Genomic DNA, 16,156 nt, shown 5'->3' with positions numbered 1-16,156 from the left:
GCCGCCTCCGCCGCCCTCGTACGGCGGGCCTTCCGGTCCGCCGCCGGCCGGTCCCGGCGGCCCTCCGCCGCCCGACGCCGGCGGCCCGACGTCCGGCCCCGGCCTCCCGCCCCCGCCCGGCGCCGGCGGCCCTCCGTCCGGTCCCGGCGGTTCGCCGTCCGGCCCCGGCGGTCCGCCGTCCGGTCCCGGCTTCCCGCCCCCCGGCCCCCCGCCCGGCGCCGGCGGCTACCCGCCACCCGGGCCCCCGCCCGGTCCCGGCGGCCCACCCCCCGGCTTCGGCGGCCCCGGGTCCCCGCCCGGCCCGCCCGGCCCGCCCGGCCCGCCCGGCGGTCCGCCGCCGTACGGCCCCCCGCCCGGCGGCCCCTACGGCCCGCCCCCCGGCCCGCCCTCCGGCGGCTGGGGCCCGCCGCCCGGACCGCCGCCCGCCCCTCCCGGCCCCCCGCCCGGACCGCCGCCCGGGTGGGGCCCGCCGCCGCACCAGGGACCGCCGCCCAACCAGGGCCCCCCGCCCGGCTACGGCGCGCCCCCGCCGGCACCCCCCGGCTACGGCCCCCCGCCCGGCTACGGCCCGCCGCCGGGCCAGGCGCCTCCCGGCTACGGCCCGCCTCCCGGTCCTCCGCCCGGGTACGGCCCGCCGCCCGGCCAGGCCGCGCCCGGCTACGGCCCGCCGCCGGGCCCGCCGCCCGCCCCGGACCCGCACGGGTTCGGGCCGGTCGCCACCCAGTGGGGCAAGGACGCCCGCAAGGCCGGCCGCACGGCGATCGGCATCGCCACCGTCGTCCTCGACGAGGGCGAGCAGGTCGAGGCCGTCGTCCAGGGCCGGTTCCGGGGCGAGCCGGGAGTCTGCCTGCTCACCTCCAAGGGGCTGGTCCTCGTCAACGACCGGCTGTGGAAGCCCGACGTCGTCCGCATCGAGCTCGGCCCCCAGCTGGCCGTGCAGGGCTGGCAGGACAACCGGGTCGCCTCCCTGATGTTCCAGGGCCCGGGCGTCAACGAGCTGATCGACCTCATCCCCGACCGCCACCTCGCCCAGGGCCTCGCCCAGCGGGTGCGGATGCGGATCGGCGGCCCGGGCTGAGGGCCGGTCAGCCCCGGTAGATCCGGGCGACGACGTCCTCGATCGCCGGCTCGATCACCGTCAGGTCGCGCACCCGGGCGGCGCCGGCGACGGCGGCGATCACCTGCGCCGCCGACGGCCCGGAGCGGGGGAACGTCACCCACTGGCGCGGGCCGTCGACCCGCTCGACGACCACCCCGGGGAGGCCGAGGTCGAGCGGCGGCGCCTCGTCCTCCAGGTCGACGACGACGGTGCGGGCCCCGCCGAAGAGGTCCTTGATGCCCTCGACGGTGTCGTCGTGCACCACCCGGCCGTGGTCGATGACGACGAGCCGGTCGCACAGCCGCTCGACGTCGGCGAGGTCGTGAGTGGTGACCACCATCGTCACCTCCCGCTCGGCGTTGATCCGCACGAGGAAGTCGCGCACCCTCGCCTTGCTGACGACGTCGAGCCCGATGGTCGGCTCGTCGAGGAACAGCAGCTCGGGGTCGTGGAGCAGGGCGGCGACGAGGTCGCCCCGCATGCGCTGCCCGAGGGACAGCTGCCGCACCGGCGTGTCGAGGAACGGCGCCATGTCGAGCAGGTCGACGAACGCGTCGAGGTTCTTGCGGTAGCGGTCCTCGGGCACCCGGTAGACCCAGCGGAGCAGCTCGAAGGAGTCGAGGAGGGGCAGGTCCCACCACAGCTGGGTGCGCTGGCCGAACACCACGCCGATCCGGCGGGCGAGGGCGACCCGCTCCCGCTGCGGGTCGACCCCTGCGACCCGGACCCGCCCGCTCGACGGGAACAGGATGCCGGTCAGCATCTTGATCGTCGTCGACTTCCCGGCCCCGTTGGGCCCGATGTAGCCGACGATGTCGCCCTGGCCGACGGTCAGCGTGATGCCGTCGACGGCGCGCACCTCCTCCCGGCGGCGGCGCACGCGACCGACCCTGGTGTGGCGGACGAACGTCTTCGACACGTCCTCGAGCTCGATGACGGGCACGCTCAGCTCCCGGTGCTGCGGTAGTGGCGCAGGCCGGCCCGCCAGACGAGTCGGGCGACGACCACGAGCACGGCGGCGACGAGCGGCGAGGCGAACCCCCAGGCCGGGTCGACGCCGAGCGCCCGGTCCTTGCCGAGGACCCAGGCGAGGGGCAGGTAGGCGACGAACCCGAGCGGCACGACCGTGAGGAGGAGCCGGCGCAGCCAGCCGGTGAAGACGTCGGCCGGGTACTGGGTGGCATAGCCGCCGCCGTAGGTGAAGGCGCTGGCGACCTCCTGGGTCTCGACGGTCCAGAAGGCGAGCGAGGACGTGAGGCACCAGATGGCGGCGAAGATCACCGTGCCGGTGGCGATGGCGGCGACCACGACGACGGCGTCGAGCGCGGTCCAGCCGACGTCGGCCACCACGGCGGCGACGCCGAGCACGCCGAGCGACTGGACGACCATCCCGAGCCGGCGGAAGGCGAACTCGTCGGCGGCGAGCAGGAGGTAGGGGCCGACCGGGCGGAGCAGGAAGCGGTCGAACGTCCCCGCCTTCACGTGGAGCGAGATGCGCTCGACCTGGCTGGTGAAGGCGTTGCCCAGAGCGAACGACGTGCCGGCCATCCCGTAGAGGACGGCGGTCTCGCCGAGCGACCAGCCGGCCAGCTCGTCGACGTTGGAGAAGAACACGAGGACGGCGACGAACTCGGCGAACGTCGCCGCCGCCGAGGTCAGGGTCCAGATGACGAACGACGCCCGGTACTGCCAGTCGGACCGGACGCGGGCCCGCAGGAGGACGGGGTAGACGCGGGTGAGCGAGCCGTCAGCCACCCTGGAGCACCACCTTGCGGGTGGCGGCGGCGAGCGTCGCCCTCGCGCCGCCGACGAGGACGGCGAGCCAGGCCGCCTGGACGAGCAGCGGGCCGGCCAGGCCCCGGCCCAGGTAGACCTCCATCGGGAGGTGGAGCAGGCACGCCCAGGGCAGCAGGCGGGCCACCTGGAACAGCGCGTCGGGGAGCAGCGGCAGCGGGAACAGGCCGCCGCTGACGAACCCCGTCATCACCATGTTCAGGTTGTGCATGCCCCGCTGGTCGAGGAACCAGAAGGCGCTCAGCGAGACGAGGAACCGCAGCTGGAAGCCGACGGCGACGGCGAGGACGGCGGACAGCACGAACCCGGCCCACCGGGTGGCCGACGCCGGCAGGTCGAGGTCGAAGACGAGCGCGCCGAGGGCGACGGGCGGGAGGCCCCGGGCGAGCAGGTGGAACAGGGCCCGGCCGGCCTCGTCGGCCGCCCACCAGCGGTGGACGTCGACGGGGCGGTACAGGTCGGTGACGACGTCGCCGGTGCGCACCCGCTCGCCGAGCTCCAGCGGCGAGAACACGCCGATGAACATGAGCGAGCCCTGCTTGACGAAGGCGTAGGTGAGGGCGCCGGAGAGGGTGAGGCCGTTGATGGCGCTGCGGCCCTGGTAGACGGCGATGAGGATGTAGGCGTCGATGAAGCCGAAGACGGTGTTGGTGAAGACCCCGGCCGCCGTCGCCGCGCGGTAGGCCGCGTGCCGCCGGAACGACCGCCTCGCCACCTCGACGTCGAGTCGCATCACCACCCCCGGACGCGCGCGTGGGCCCCGTCCCGGCAGCGGGACGGGGGGTGCGCGCGGCGACGCCGACGTTAGCCGCGGAGGGGTGCGGGGGCCGTTCGCAAACCGGTCGCCGAGCCGCTATCTTCGGTACCCCACGCGGACGTGGCTCAGTTGGTAGAGCATCACCTTGCCAAGGTGAGGGTCGCGGGTTCGAATCCCGTCGTCCGCTCCACGAAGTACCTGATGAGAGGCGCTGCGCAAGCAGCGCCTCTTCTGCTGTCCGGGCAAGTGTCCATCCCTTGTCCATCCACCGGTCGTACGGTGGTCGGCATGCAGGGCTCGATGCGCCAGCGCGGCGACGCCTGGCAGCTGCGCGTGTTCGCCGGACGCGATCCGGTGACCGGCAAGTGATCAAGAGCACCAAGACCGACCGGATCTACCGGCTGAGTCTCGACGCCGGCACGATCGATTCGCTCGTGCGCCACCGCAAGCGGATGGAGGAGCGCGCCGATCTCTGCGGAGTCGAACTCGCATTCACGTCGTTCGTCTTCTCATACGAGCCCGACGGGTCGACGCCATGGCGCCCCGACGGCGTGACCTCACGCTGGGGCAAGTGGCGGCGGAAGGCCGGGCTGAACGACGTGCGTCTCCACGACCTGCGCCACTTTATGGCCACGACGATGTTGACCGCTGGCGTGCCCGTACCCGTCGTCGCGGGCCGGCTCGGTCATGCTCGTCCTTCGACCACGCTCAACGTGTACAGCCACTTCGTCGAGACGGGCGACAAGGTTGCGGCCGACGTACTCGCGAGGGTCATGGACGAGGCAGCCAGCGTGGGCGCTGATGCTCGCAGCTGACGAGATCGAGGCCGCCCTCTCTCCCGGGTACGAGCTCCGGGGCCTTGAGGTCAAGGGACCTGGGATCCGATCAGACCTGCCCTTCTTCGCGAAGGTCGCGCGAGCGATGCTGAGTATGGCGAACCTCCGTGATGGTGGTCACGTCATCGTCGGCATCGACGATACGAATGTCGCGGCTCTCGGTCCGGGACTGCAGCGGGACCACCTGGCGAGCTGGCTCGAGTACGACGATGTCGCGCGAAAGCTTGCCGAGTACGCGGATCCGCCTCTTCGGTTCGACATCGCCGACCGAACGTTGTCTTCTGGAGCGATCGTCGCGGCCATCCAAGTTCACGAATTCGCGGACGTGCCCGTCTTGTGCAAGAAGGACTTCCCCGGCGTTCTCCGCGCTGGCGCCTGTTACGTCCGCACCAGGAAGGTGCCGGAGACCGCAGAGGTCCCGAGCGCCACCGAGATGCGCGACCTGCTTGACCTTGCGACTGAAAAGGCACTGCGGGCGTTCGTGGAGCGCGCCGAACGCGCTGGCGTTCGGCTCACCACCACCCCCGAGCCGGACGCAAGTGCCCCCTTTCGCGAGCAGCGGAAGGACACGTGGTGACCGCGCTAGCACACAAGATCCGTTCCCGAGCGCACTGGGAGGTCTTCGTGCGCCCAGCCGACTTTGTCGCCGATCGAGTGCATTACAGCGAACTCGAACACATCGTACGGAAGGCCGCTGTGCGGTTCCGCGGGTGGCCAGTCCCATTTGTCGATGATCGCCAGCAGTTGACCGGTGGCCACGACTGGGTCGGACAGGACATCGACGCAGACATGGTCTCGCACTACGAAGCCTGGCGGATGTGGACTAGTGGGCAGTTCGGCCATCTGCGAGCCGTGAGTGCGGACTGGCGCGAGGGCCGGGAGGCGACCCGTGTCCCGGTCGGGTTCTCAGGCGCCATCGAGGTGTGGGAGATCCTCTACTACCTCACAGAAGTCACTGAGTTCGCTGCGCGGCTGGCGCTATCGGACGCAGGTTCCGACGTCATGACAATCGAGGCAACCCTCCGCGGTCTGGAGGGACGCGGCCTCGTGGTGGGTCAGTCCAATCGCGCTGAGTTCTTCGAGCCCTATCGCTCCCGCGTGCCGGAGTTCACACGGACGGTTGTCATGCCTCGCGAGGCCTTGGTGGCCGATGTACGTCAGGCGGCAGTCGACTTGGCGTTCGAGTTGTTCGCTCGCTTCGGTTGGCAGCCGTCGAAGGACCAACTCGCCGAGCATCAACTGGAGCTAATCGAGGGCAGATAGACCGCAATGCCTACGCGCCGGGCCGGATCCGCGTGCGAACGGACCTGCACCATCGAACGAGCGATCTGACGAGCACGCTTCGCCCAAGCCAAAGGACGAGTTCGGGTGGCGACTTGCGACCCAGACTCGGGTAGTGGCCGGTCATCGCCTCCTCGATTCGGTCAGCCTCGATGTCGGCGTCTTCGCTCCGGACCCAAATCGCCAGGCGACCTCCTCGCCGAGAGCTCTTGAGCACACGCTCGATCTCTCGGAGGGCTTTGGCCGCGTGGTGCACCCCATACTTCTCGATCCGCTGCAACCCGTACAGATATGAGAAGTCGATGACGAATCGGAGCGGTTCTTGCTCGCGGCGGCGATAGTCACGGAAGCGAACTTCAACGTCATATCGATTCGGAAGGCCAGAGTCCTTGCGCTCGCTGGCGACGTCGAAGAGAGCCTCGATGCGCCTGCGCGGTGGCAGCGTCGGAATCCCATCGCTCAAGAGGCTGGAGTGGGCGAGGTCGTACCCAGCCCTCGAGGATGCAGGCGCGGGGGTGAAGTGGATTCGGACGTCGTGGGCGACCGTTGTGCCGACGTTCTCAACAACCAAGTTGAGGACGTTCCACCAGACCGTGCTCGGCTGGATGTCCACAACAACGAACGGGCGAGCTTGCTCCTCCCGCGCTCGCCGTGCCTCGCGAACCTGGAAGTACACGAAGATCGCCGCAACGAGTGCAATGGCTGCATACGCGACGGTGCCAGCAGCAGCCCAGTCGGTCGGATCCCACGCTGTCACATCAGGCATCACGGTCCGTGCTCTCGATGTTCGGCGGCGGTCGAGTCGGCCCTGGGAGGCCCCGCGACCACGAGTGACGTTCTCATCTTCGCCTCGTCCGCGGGATGTCGGTGCGCACCTCAGCGTCCGTCATTGGCGGCCGGGGGCGCGCATGCCGCCGGGACGCAGGGTCTTACTCGACGCGGCGAACGGCGGGAGAGCGCGGCGCGACGCAGGCCGAGGGACCGGGTGTGGGAGGACGCGGGCGCGGGAGGGCGCGGGTGGAGGACGGGGGGCCGGGCAGGGGACGGGACGCCGCGGGACGGGGGCGGCGGCGAGCCGGTAAGCGGGTGGTCGCCGGGATGTGCGCCGCGGCGGGGAGCGAGGGTGCCGGGGTAGGCCGCGGCGCGAGCGCTGCGGGCTCACACAGTATGCAACGCGGTGCAATTTCGTATCGTACGCTTATCGTCGTGGCGTCCAACAAGGGGAGCGCGCCGACGCGAGGCCCTGGCCGTCCGAGGAAGTGGGCTGACGACGCCGAGCGCCTACGGGCGTACCGAGCCCGTCGCGCGGAGGAGCTGGCCGAGCCCGAGCGGCTCCGATCCGAGCGCCGAGAGCTCCAACGTCGCGTCGCACAGCTCGAGCGCGAGCTCGACGCTGAGCAGAAGGCTCGCTCGAAGGCGGAGCGCGCGCTGGACGAGGCGCAGGCCATCATCCGCGCGCTCCGCGAGCGCCGGCCGTCGCTGTTCGTCGAGCCGGCAGGCGCGTTCTCGCCCCCGCCACCTGCGCTCCGCAACCGCGCGCAGCGTCGGGCGGCGGACCGCCGTCGGCGACATCAGAAGTGAGGGAGTCCCCGCGGAGGGTGGAGGGGGAGGGAGTCCCCCGCGGGCAGAACACTAACTCCCTCGGCGCAAGAACTGTCGAGGGAGTTGCGCTCTGATGTGTCCGCAAGCGCATCAAAGGGGGTGTGAGCACAACCGATCACCGGAGGTTGCACCCGATGGACGAGACGAGACTGACCGTCACGGTTCCGCAGGCGGCCGGGGTCCTCGGGATCTCGCGAGCGCTCGCCTACGAGCTCGTGGCGAGGGGCGAGCTCTATCTCTACGACTGGGCCGCCGTGTCGTCGTGCCGCGGCGCGCGCTGGAGCGCTTCATCGACGACGAGGTACCGCCCGCGGCGTAACGAACCCGACGCCCACGACGGAGATCACCTCGGTACAGTGGGACGAGCCGTGGGACGAACGGGAGGCCGCATGGCGAGAACGCACGTCATCCTCTCCGACGAGGTCATCGCCGCCATCGACGACCGCGTCGGCGAACGCGGCAGGAGCAAGTTCCTCGAGGAAGCGGCCCGGGAGAAGCTCGAGCGTCTCGAGCTCGAAGCCGCCATCTCCGAGGGGGCAGGGCTGCTGAAGGAGCGCGACTACCCGCACTGGCGCGACACCGAGTCGGTCCAGGAGTGGGTGCGGACATCGCGGCGTGGGGAGCTGTCCGCTGACGACGTACCTGGTCGATAGCACCGTCCTGATCGAGTGGCTTCGCGGACGCGAGGCCGTCAAGGACACGATGCTGCGCTTGGTGAATGCCGGCCACGTCCTGGGCACGTCTTGCGTCAACCTCGCTGAGGTCGAGGCGGGCCTGCGCAAGGACGAGCGTCGTCGGGCTGGCGCGTTGCTCGACCGGCTGCGGTTCTTGCCGACGGATCGGGCGGCCGCCCATCGGGCAGGCCGCTACCAGGCGGAGTGGGCACGGAAGGGCAGGACCATCCAGACACCGGACGCACTCGTCGCCGGGACCGCCCGCGCCAACGGGGCCGTCCTACTCACCCACAACACGTCCGACTTCCCGATGCGCGACCTTCGCGTCGAGCACCCTGATCACCTCGACTGAAGGAGCCCGGTGGCGACAGATCTGAGTGAGCTGCAGAAGCGGCTGTGGGAGGCAGCGGATCAGCTGCGCGCGAACTCTGGCCTCCGGGCGTCGGAGTACTCGACACCGGTACTCGGGCTGATCTTCCTGCGGTACGCCGACCTCCGGTTCGCGGCAGTCCACGAGGAGCTCGAGGGCAAGCGATCGGGTCGACGAAAGATCGGTCCGGCCGACTATCACGCGCGCGGCGTGCTTCATCTTCCTGACGAGGCGCGGTTCGAGCGCGTCGTCGGCCTGCCCGAAGGAGCCGACCTCGGCAAGGCGCTCAACGGCGCCATGGCCGCGATCGAGCGGACCAATCCGGATCTCGACGGCGTGCTGCCGCGCGCATACGCCGGGATGCCCAACGCAGTGCTGGTCGAGCTACTGCGTCTGTTAGGGCGGCTGCCCGACTCGATCGAGGGCGACGGGTTCGGTCTCATCTACGAGTACTTCCTTGGCCAGTTCGCCTTCGCCGAGGGCCAGAAGGGCGGCGAGTTCTTCACGCCGACCTCGATCGTCAAGCTCATCGTCGAGGTCATCGAGCCCTACCACGGCAAGATCTACGACCCCGCATGCGGCTCTGGCGGGATGTTCGTGCAGTCCGCGCACTTCGTCGAGCGTCACCGCAAGGACCCGGGTGCCGAGCTGTCGATTTACGGCCAGGAGAAGACGAAGGAGACGGTCCGTCTGGCCAAGATGAACCTCGCGGTCCACGGCCTCGCTGGCGACATCCGCGAGGCGAACACGTACTACGAAGATCTCCACAACGCCGTCGGCAAGTTCGACTTCGTGATGGCCAATCCGCCGTTCAACGTCAACAAGGTCGACAAAGCGAAGCTCGAGGACGACAAGCGGTTTCCCTTCGGAGTTCCGAAGCCGGACAATGCCAACTACCTCTGGATCCAGGCGTTCTACTCGGCGCTCAATAACAGCGGGCGCGCCGGATTCGTCATGGCCAACTCCGCCTCGGATGCCCGGGGCTCAGAGATGCAGATCCGGCGCGAGCTGATCGAGGACCGCTGTGTTGACGTCATCGTGTCCGTTGGGACGAACTTCTTCTTCACGGTGACTCTGCCGGTAACGCTGTGGTTCCTCGATCGAGGCAAGCTCGGCACTCATCGCGAGAACCAGGTGCTGTTCATTGACGCCCGGAATGTCTATCGGCAGATCGATCGCGCCCACCGAGACTGGAAGCCCGAGCAGATCGAGTTCCTCGCGAACATCGTGCGGCTCTGGCGCGGGGAGGAGCCGGACTTCACGCAGGGCAGCCACGAGTCGGTGGTCGAGCACTTCCCCGACAACAAGTACGTCGATGTCGCGGGCCTCTGCGCTTCCGAAGAACTCGCCACGGTCGAAGCCAGTGGGTGGAGCCTGAGCCCGGGCAGATACGTGGCCCCGGCACCGTTCGTCGCACATCACGACTTCGAGACGCGAATCGCGGAACTCGGCGAGGAGTTCACGGCTCTCAGCGAGGAGGCTCAGCGGCTAACGATGGTCGTCAGGGACGTGCTAGGGGGCGTTGATGGTGGCTAGCGGCGAAGCCCCGAGGTGGCGACAGCTCACAATGGCGGACGTCATGGCGGAGTTCTACGACGGACCTCACGCGACGCCGCCTCCCGCAAATGAGGGCCCGGTTTACCTCGGGATCAGGAACATCTCCGAGGACGGACGCCTTGATCTGTCCGATATCCGGCACATCGATGAGTCGGACTACCCGAAGTGGGTCAGCCGTGTCGAGCCACGTGCCGGCGACCTCGTCTTCACCTACGAGGCGACTCTCCACCGTTACGCGATCCTGCCAGACGGGTTCCGCGGCAGTCTGGGGCGTAGGATCGCGTTGATCCGCGTCGATCCCGATGTCGTCGATCGACGATTCTTGCACTACGTGTTCCTTAGCCCGCAGTGGCGGCGGACGATCGAGCAGAGACTCAACATCGGATCCACTGTCGATCGGATCCCCCTGACGGAATTCCCGAATTACCCGATCGCGGTTCCTCCCCTCGACTATCAGAGGGAAGTCGTACACGCGCTCGGCGCGATCGACGACCTGATCGAGAACAACCGGCGCCGGATCGAGATCTTGGAAGAGACGGCTCGGCTGATCTACCGGGAGTGGTTCGTGCACTTCCGGTTCCCTGGCCACGAGGGCGTCGAACTCGTCGATTCCGACGGCGGCTCGATCCCCGAGGGTTGGTGCACCGAGACGCTTGCCGACGCGGCTCATCTCGTGATGGGTCAGTCGCCGAAGTCGGAGTTCTACAACGACGATGGCGTCGGACTGCCGTTCCACCAAGGTGTGACGAACTTTGCAAGCCGGTACCCCGAACACAAGAAGTGGTGTACGGAGGCGAACCGCATCGCTGAGCAGGGGGACGTCCTGCTGAGCGTTCGCGCACCCGTCGGTCGGATCAACGTGGCTCCGGACCGGCTCGTGATCGGTCGAGGCCTGGCGGCACTCCGGACCCGGCGAGGGTCGCAAGTGCACCTCTTCGAGACGCTTCGCGAGGTCTTCGCGGAAGAGGACTCCATGGGAGGCGGGACGATCTTCAAGGCCGTCACGAAGACGGACCTTGAGCGGATCATCGTCCTGCGTCCGCCAGCCGACCTGGTCTCATTGTTCGACGCTTCGGTTGGGCCGATGTTCGAGCTGGTTCAAAACCTGACCTTCCAGAACCGTGTACTGAGCCAGGCTCGAGGCCTCCTACTGCCGCGCCTGATCTCCGGGGACGTGTACGTGTCGGACCTCGACTTGGATCTCGAACCGGTAGCGTAGCGGTGGCCGGCGGACTGACCGAGGACGCGCTTGTCGAGCAGCCGGCGATGCGTCTGCTGCGGGACCTCGGTTGGGAGGTGGCCTCCGGATTTGATGAGGTCCTCGGGCCGGCTGGCACGCTCGGTCGTGACTCGCAGGCCGAGGTGGTGCTTGGCCACCGTCTCCGGTTCGCCCTGCGCGACATCAACCCCGGTGTCCCCGACGACGCCCTCGAGACCGCAGTCGAGATCCTCGCCCAGAGCCGTTCGGCGATGGACCGAGTAAGGGCGAACCGTGAGGTCTATCGACTGCTGCGCGACGGCGTGAAGGTCGACACCGATATCGACGGTCGGCGGGAGACGGTCACGGTCCGATACATCCATTGGGACAACGTCGAGGCGAACGACTGGCTCGCGGTGTCGCAGCTCTGGGTGACCGGCGAGATGTACCGGCGACGTGCGGACATCGTGCTCTTCGTCAACGGCATCCCGCTCGTGTTCGTCGAGCTAAAGGTGTCGCACAAGAACATGCGGCACGCCTACGACGACAACCTGCGCGACTACCGGGACACGATCGGCCAGATCTTCTGGTTCAACGCCTTCGTCGTCCTCTCCAACGGATCCGACACCAAGGTGGGCTCGACGTACGCGCCGTGGGATCACTTCGCCGAGTGGAAGAAGATCAACTCCGAGGGCGAGGTCGGGGTCGTCAGCCTGGAGACGGCGCTGCGCGGCACCTGCGACCGTTACCGGCTGCTCGACATCGGTGAGAACTTCATCACCTTCACCGAGCGGCCCGGCGGGCTCGTCAAAGCCGTGGCGAAGAACCACCAGTACCTCGGTGTCAACAACGCCATCGAGGCGCTGCACGCGGCGCGCGCCGAGAAGAGTTCGCAGCTCGGTGTGTTCTGGCACACGCAGGGCAGCGGCAAGTCGTTGTCCAACCTGTGGTTCACGCAGAAGGTCCTGCGGAAGTTGCCCGGCAACTGGACCTTCGTCGAGGTCACGGATCGGAAGGAGCTCGACGACCAGCTCTACGAGGACTTCGCCGACGCGGGCATCTTGACCGCTGGCGAGAACGTCCACGCCGAGACCTCCGAGCATCTCCGCGAGCTCCTCGGCCAGGATCATCGCTACGTCTTCACGCTGATCCACAAGTTCCGCCCGCCCGAGGCCGGCCAACCCATGCCGGTGCTGTCCGACCGCGACGACGTCATCGCCATCACCGACGAGGCGCACCGGTCGCAGTACGACCAGCTCGCGTGGAACATGCGCCAGGCCCTACCGAACGCCTCCTTCCTCGGCTTCACCGGCACACCACTGATCGCCGGCGAGGAGGAGCTGACCCGCCAGGTCTTCGGCGAATACGTCTCGGTGTACAACTTCCGGGACTCGATCATCGACGGCGCCACCGTCCCGCTCTACTACGAGAACCGCATCCCTGAGCTGCAGCTCGTTAACGAGGACTTCGACGCCGACCTCGAGGCGCTCTTGGACGACGCCGCCCTCGACCCCGATCAGGAGGAGGCGGTCGCTCGGCAGTTCTCCCGCCAGTACCACCTCATCACTCGCGCGGAGCGACTCGACGAGATCGCCGCCGACCTGGTCGAGCACTTCGTCGGACGAGGATTCCGCGGCAAGGCGATGCACGTCGCCATCGACAAGGCGACCGCTGTTCGCATGTACGACCTCGTCCAGAAGCACTGGGCGGTTCGCTTGGCGGCGTTCGAGACCGAGCTGGAAGCCACCCCCGAGCTCGAGCGCGCGCCCCTGGTCGAGACCATCGAGTTCATGCGCACGACCGACATGGCAGTCGTCGTGTCGCAGTCGCAGAACGAGGTCGCCGACATGGCCGACCTCGGCCTCGACATCGCCATGCACAGGAAGCGCATGAACGACGAGAACCTCGACTCGAAGTTCAAAGATCCGGCGGATCCGTTCCGGCTCGTCTTCGTGTGTGCCATGTGGCTCACCGGCTTCGACGCCCCGTCGTGCTCGACGATCTATCTCGACAAGCCGATGCGGAACCACACGCTGATGCAGACGATCGCGCGTGCCAACCGCGTGTTCCCGGAGAAGGACAGCGGGCTCATCGTCGACTACGTCGGCGTGTTCCGGAACCTCGAAGCCGCGCTCGCGATCTACGGCGCCTCGCGCGACGACGAGCGCACGCCCATCGAGTCCAAGGGTGCGCTCGCCGCTGACCTCGAATCGGCGCTCGCCGAGCTAGTTGAGTTCCTCGATGCCAACGACATCGAACTGACTGATCTCGAGGCGGCGAAAGGCTTCGAGTTCATCGCCCTCCAGAAGGCGGCCGTCGAAGCCCTCCTCGTCGACGACGCCACCCGCCGCCGCTACGTGAGCCTCGCCCGACGGGTGCGCACGATCTTCAAATCACTCCTGCCCGACCCAGCCGCCCAACTGGCGACGCACCGAGTCGCGGTGATCCGATCGCTTGCAGCGAAGCTCGAGTCGATCACCGAAGCACCAGACATCGACGACGTCATGGATGCCGTGAGCGAGCTGCTCGACCGGTCCGTCGGCGCCGAGGAGTACGTCATCCGCTCCGGGGGAGACGCGGGACCGCTCGTCGACCTCAATCAGCTCGACTTCGAGCAGCTTGCCCTCCGATTCGCTGGCAGCAAGCGGACCGCCGCCAAGCAGATCGAGCGCAACCTCGAGAAGCGGCTCGATGCCGCGGTCCGGAAGAACCCCACCCGGCTGGACCTCGCCGAACGCTTCCGTCGGCTCATCGACGAGTACAACGCAGGCACCCACAACCTCGAGGAGTTCCTGCGGCGGCTCAAGGCCATCAACGATGAGCTCACCGACGAAGAACAGCGCACCGTTCGTGAGAACCTGTCTGAGGACGAGTTAGCGATCTACGACCTCCTGACCAAGCCCGAGCCAGAGCTAACCGAGGCCGAACGCGCGCAGGTCAAGACGACAGCCAAGCGTCTGCTCGCCCACGTGTCCGAGAAGTTGGTACTCGACTGGCGCAAGCGACAGCACACGCGAGCCGCCGTGCAGGTCGCGGTCGGCGAGATCTTCGATGCCGACCTTCCCGAGGTCTACGGACCGGAGCTTTTCGACGACAAAGTGAGACGCGTCTACGAGCACATCTACGCCAGCTACTTCGACAGCGGCCGGTCGGTCTACACAGGCGCGGTCGAGGCACGATCAGCCGTCGTGCCGGTAGCGACGCTGCCCACGCTCGACGCCGTCGACGACCACCTCCTCGAACAAGCACGCAACGACCCTGCCTTGTTCGCTCGGCTCATGGAGGAGCTGTACGGCACCCGTGAGACGTGGTTCCGCTCAACGGAGGAGCTCCTCGCTTCCGACGAGACGCGGTCCGTCGAGTTCAAGCAGACGGCGCGATGGAACGTGAAGGAGCAGCGCAAGGACAAGACGATGGAGGAAGTCATCGTGAAGACGGTGGCTGGCTTCCTCAACGGCCCCGGTGGGACCTTGCTCATCGGCGTGACGGACGCTCGCGAGGCCATCGGGCTCGACGACGACTACGCACTCGTGAAGCCTCCGAACGCCGACGGTTATGTCCGGTGGCTCGACACACTCCTCGAGACGTCGCTCGGTCACAGCGGCGCGCATCGGGTTCAGATCCGTATCGACGTCGTCGCTGGCGGGGAGGTCTGTCGTCTGGACGTCCCCGCGAGCTCGCGGCCGATCTGGGCCAAGGGCAAGGACGGCGACGTCCTCTACGAGCGCCGCAACAACTCGACGCGCGTCGTCCCCGCCGACGAGGTCGAGGCGTTCATCGGCGAACGTTTCGGTCGGCCGTCGTAGGACCTCTCGGCGACGGCAGTCGGGCGACGACCGGAGAGGAGCCGAGCCACGAGATCCCGCGCAGCCGGCCCGATCTGTCCATCCCTTGTCCATCCACTCGGCCCGAATCGGTGGACATGCGCTCACCGGCTGGACCGCCGCACGACTCTGACCTGCGGAAACGCACTCAAGCCAACCAGACGGAACGACCCTTGAGGCCTTGCCAAGGTGAGGGTCGCGGGTTCGAATCCCGTCGTCCGCTCCACGAACGTGCTGGTCAGCCCCGGCTTCGGCCGGGGCTGCGTCGCGTCTGCGGAGGAGGTGCGGTCCGGGGCCGCTTCGCGATGTCCGTTGCCGGGGCACCGAGATGTACGTACGATCGCCCGTACAGGAGGGCCGAACCGTGAAGACGAAGGACCGCCGGCGGGAGTTCCGGCTGAGCGCCGAGGACGACCAGCTCATCAGCGAGGCGGCCGCGCTGTCGGGCGTGTCGTTCACCGGCTTCGTGCTGGACGAGGCGCTCGCTCGCGCCCGGGAGATCGTGGACGCCCATCGCACGATCACGCTCCCCGAGGACGCCTACCGGCGCTTCCTCGAAGCCCTCGACGCGCCTCCCGAGCGCAACCCCGCACTGGTCGAGTTGGCCGAGCGGGCCACGCGCTTCCGACGCATGTCGTAGTGCGCGTCGAACGCCTCGCAGAGCACCACGACCGCTCGTCGTTCCGCTGCGGCAACGAGGTCATGGACCGGTGGTTCTCCGAGCACGCGTGGACCGCCCAACGGCAGGACTCGGCGAGGACGTTCGTGCTCGTCGACGACGACGAACGCGTGCTCGGCTTCTACAGCCTCACGATGGGCAGCGTCGAGAAGGCGGCGGCGCCGACGCGACTCGTCCGCGGGATGCCGAGGCACCCGGTCCCGGTGGTCCTGCTGGCGAGGCTGGCCATCGACGAGTCGGCTCGCGGCCGGGGGCTCGGCAGCAGCCTGCTGTTCGAGGCGTTGCACCGAGCCGCGTTGGCCGCGGAGCACGCCGCGGCGCGCCTCATCGTGGTCGACCCCATCGACGACGACGCCCGCCGCTTCTACGAGCGCTGGGGCTTCCGCGCCGTCGACGGTGACCCGGGCGGGCGGCTGTTCGTCCGCACGCGCGACGCGCTCGCCTCGTTCCCGGGGGAGTACGGGCCGCCCGGGTAGCGGACGCGG

The 16,156-nt window shown here is 68.6% G+C and carries 16 protein-coding genes and 1 tRNA gene; 13 read left to right on the top strand and 4 right to left on the bottom strand.

The window, feature by feature from the left end; all coding sequences use genetic code 11:
- Positions 1-1,078, top strand: a 1,078-nt coding sequence (locus VGB14_18870; protein HEX9994995.1) for a hypothetical protein, incomplete at its 5' end; no start/stop codon positions are given.
- A 7-nt stretch (positions 1,079-1,085) separates the two neighbouring features.
- Here the strand turns inward: VGB14_18870 and VGB14_18865 are convergent.
- Genes VGB14_18865 through VGB14_18855 form a run of 3 tightly spaced genes read right to left on the bottom strand, consistent with a single transcriptional unit; the run spans position 1,086 to position 3,626 of the window.
- Positions 1,086-2,042 (bottom strand): ATP-binding cassette domain-containing protein, encoded by a 957-nt coding sequence (locus VGB14_18865; GenBank protein HEX9994994.1) that lies wholly within the window; start codon positions 2,040-2,042, stop codon positions 1,086-1,088.
- Between the two features lie 2 nt (positions 2,043-2,044).
- Positions 2,045-2,854, bottom strand: coding sequence for an ABC-2 family transporter protein (locus tag VGB14_18860; GenBank protein HEX9994993.1), 810 nt, complete (start codon positions 2,852-2,854; stop codon positions 2,045-2,047).
- On the bottom strand, positions 2,847-3,626 hold the full coding sequence (locus VGB14_18855; GenBank protein HEX9994992.1) for an ABC-2 family transporter protein: 780 nt from the start codon (positions 3,624-3,626) through the stop codon (positions 2,847-2,849). The genes VGB14_18860 and VGB14_18855 overlap by 8 nt, the downstream gene beginning before the upstream one ends.
- 138 nt (positions 3,627-3,764) lie before the next feature.
- Here VGB14_18855 and VGB14_18850 point away from each other — a divergent pair.
- The 4 genes from VGB14_18850 (at position 3,765) to VGB14_18835 (ending at position 5,749) form a co-directional block, all read left to right on the top strand.
- Positions 3,765-3,840 (top strand) — tRNA-Gly (locus VGB14_18850).
- Positions 3,841-4,015: 175 nt separating this feature from the next.
- Positions 4,016-4,465: a tyrosine-type recombinase/integrase gene (locus VGB14_18845; protein ID HEX9994991.1), complete on the top strand. Its 450-nt coding sequence runs from the start codon at positions 4,016-4,018 to the stop codon at positions 4,463-4,465.
- The gene (locus VGB14_18840; protein ID HEX9994990.1) at positions 4,452-5,063 is read left to right on the top strand and encodes an RNA-binding domain-containing protein; all 612 of its coding nucleotides are present in this window, start codon (positions 4,452-4,454) and stop codon (positions 5,061-5,063) included. The genes VGB14_18845 and VGB14_18840 overlap by 14 nt, the downstream gene beginning before the upstream one ends.
- 47 nt (positions 5,064-5,110) lie before the next feature.
- Positions 5,111-5,749: a hypothetical protein gene (locus VGB14_18835; protein HEX9994989.1), complete on the top strand. Its 639-nt coding sequence runs from the start codon at positions 5,111-5,113 to the stop codon at positions 5,747-5,749.
- A 10-nt stretch (positions 5,750-5,759) separates the two neighbouring features.
- Here VGB14_18835 and VGB14_18830 read toward each other — a convergent pair whose 3' ends face one another.
- The gene (locus tag VGB14_18830) at positions 5,760-6,533 is read right to left on the bottom strand and encodes a hypothetical protein (GenBank protein HEX9994988.1); all 774 of its coding nucleotides are present in this window, start codon (positions 6,531-6,533) and stop codon (positions 5,760-5,762) included.
- A 440-nt stretch (positions 6,534-6,973) separates the two neighbouring features.
- On the opposite strand from VGB14_18830, the gene VGB14_18825 reads away from it, so the two are divergent.
- From VGB14_18825 to VGB14_18790, 8 genes are all read left to right on the top strand, one after another.
- Entirely contained in the window at positions 6,974-7,348 is a 375-nt protein-coding gene (locus VGB14_18825) for a hypothetical protein (protein HEX9994987.1), read from the top strand.
- A 155-nt stretch (positions 7,349-7,503) separates the two neighbouring features.
- The gene (locus VGB14_18820; GenBank protein HEX9994986.1) at positions 7,504-8,022 is read left to right on the top strand and encodes a hypothetical protein; all 519 of its coding nucleotides are present in this window, start codon (positions 7,504-7,506) and stop codon (positions 8,020-8,022) included.
- Entirely contained in the window at positions 7,985-8,395 is a 411-nt protein-coding gene (locus VGB14_18815) for a PIN domain-containing protein (protein HEX9994985.1), read from the top strand. The genes VGB14_18820 and VGB14_18815 overlap by 38 nt, the downstream gene beginning before the upstream one ends.
- 9 nt (positions 8,396-8,404) lie before the next feature.
- On the top strand, positions 8,405-9,949 hold the full coding sequence (locus tag VGB14_18810) for a class I SAM-dependent DNA methyltransferase (GenBank protein HEX9994984.1): 1,545 nt from the start codon (positions 8,405-8,407) through the stop codon (positions 9,947-9,949).
- Between the two features lie 43 nt (positions 9,950-9,992).
- A complete protein-coding gene (locus tag VGB14_18805) occupies positions 9,993-11,189 on the top strand; it encodes a restriction endonuclease subunit S (protein HEX9994983.1) in 1,197 nt (398 codons plus the stop codon).
- A gap of 2 nt (positions 11,190-11,191) precedes the next feature.
- On the top strand, positions 11,192-14,974 hold the full coding sequence (locus VGB14_18800; GenBank protein HEX9994982.1) for an HsdR family type I site-specific deoxyribonuclease: 3,783 nt from the start codon (positions 11,192-11,194) through the stop codon (positions 14,972-14,974).
- A gap of 382 nt (positions 14,975-15,356) precedes the next feature.
- Positions 15,357-15,632: a DUF1778 domain-containing protein gene (locus tag VGB14_18795; GenBank protein ID HEX9994981.1), complete on the top strand. Its 276-nt coding sequence runs from the start codon at positions 15,357-15,359 to the stop codon at positions 15,630-15,632.
- Positions 15,632-16,147 carry a GNAT family N-acetyltransferase gene (locus VGB14_18790; protein ID HEX9994980.1) on the top strand — a complete coding sequence of 172 codons (516 nt, stop codon included), beginning with the start codon at positions 15,632-15,634 and terminating at the stop codon, positions 16,145-16,147. Before VGB14_18795 ends, VGB14_18790 begins: the two co-directional genes overlap by 1 nt.
- Positions 16,148-16,156 lie beyond the last annotated feature (9 nt).

Source organism: Acidimicrobiales bacterium (assembly GCA_036399815.1).
GTDB lineage: Bacteria > Actinomycetota > Acidimicrobiia > Acidimicrobiales > DASWMK01 > DASWMK01.
This window is presented reverse-complemented; position numbering and strand designations above follow the sequence as displayed.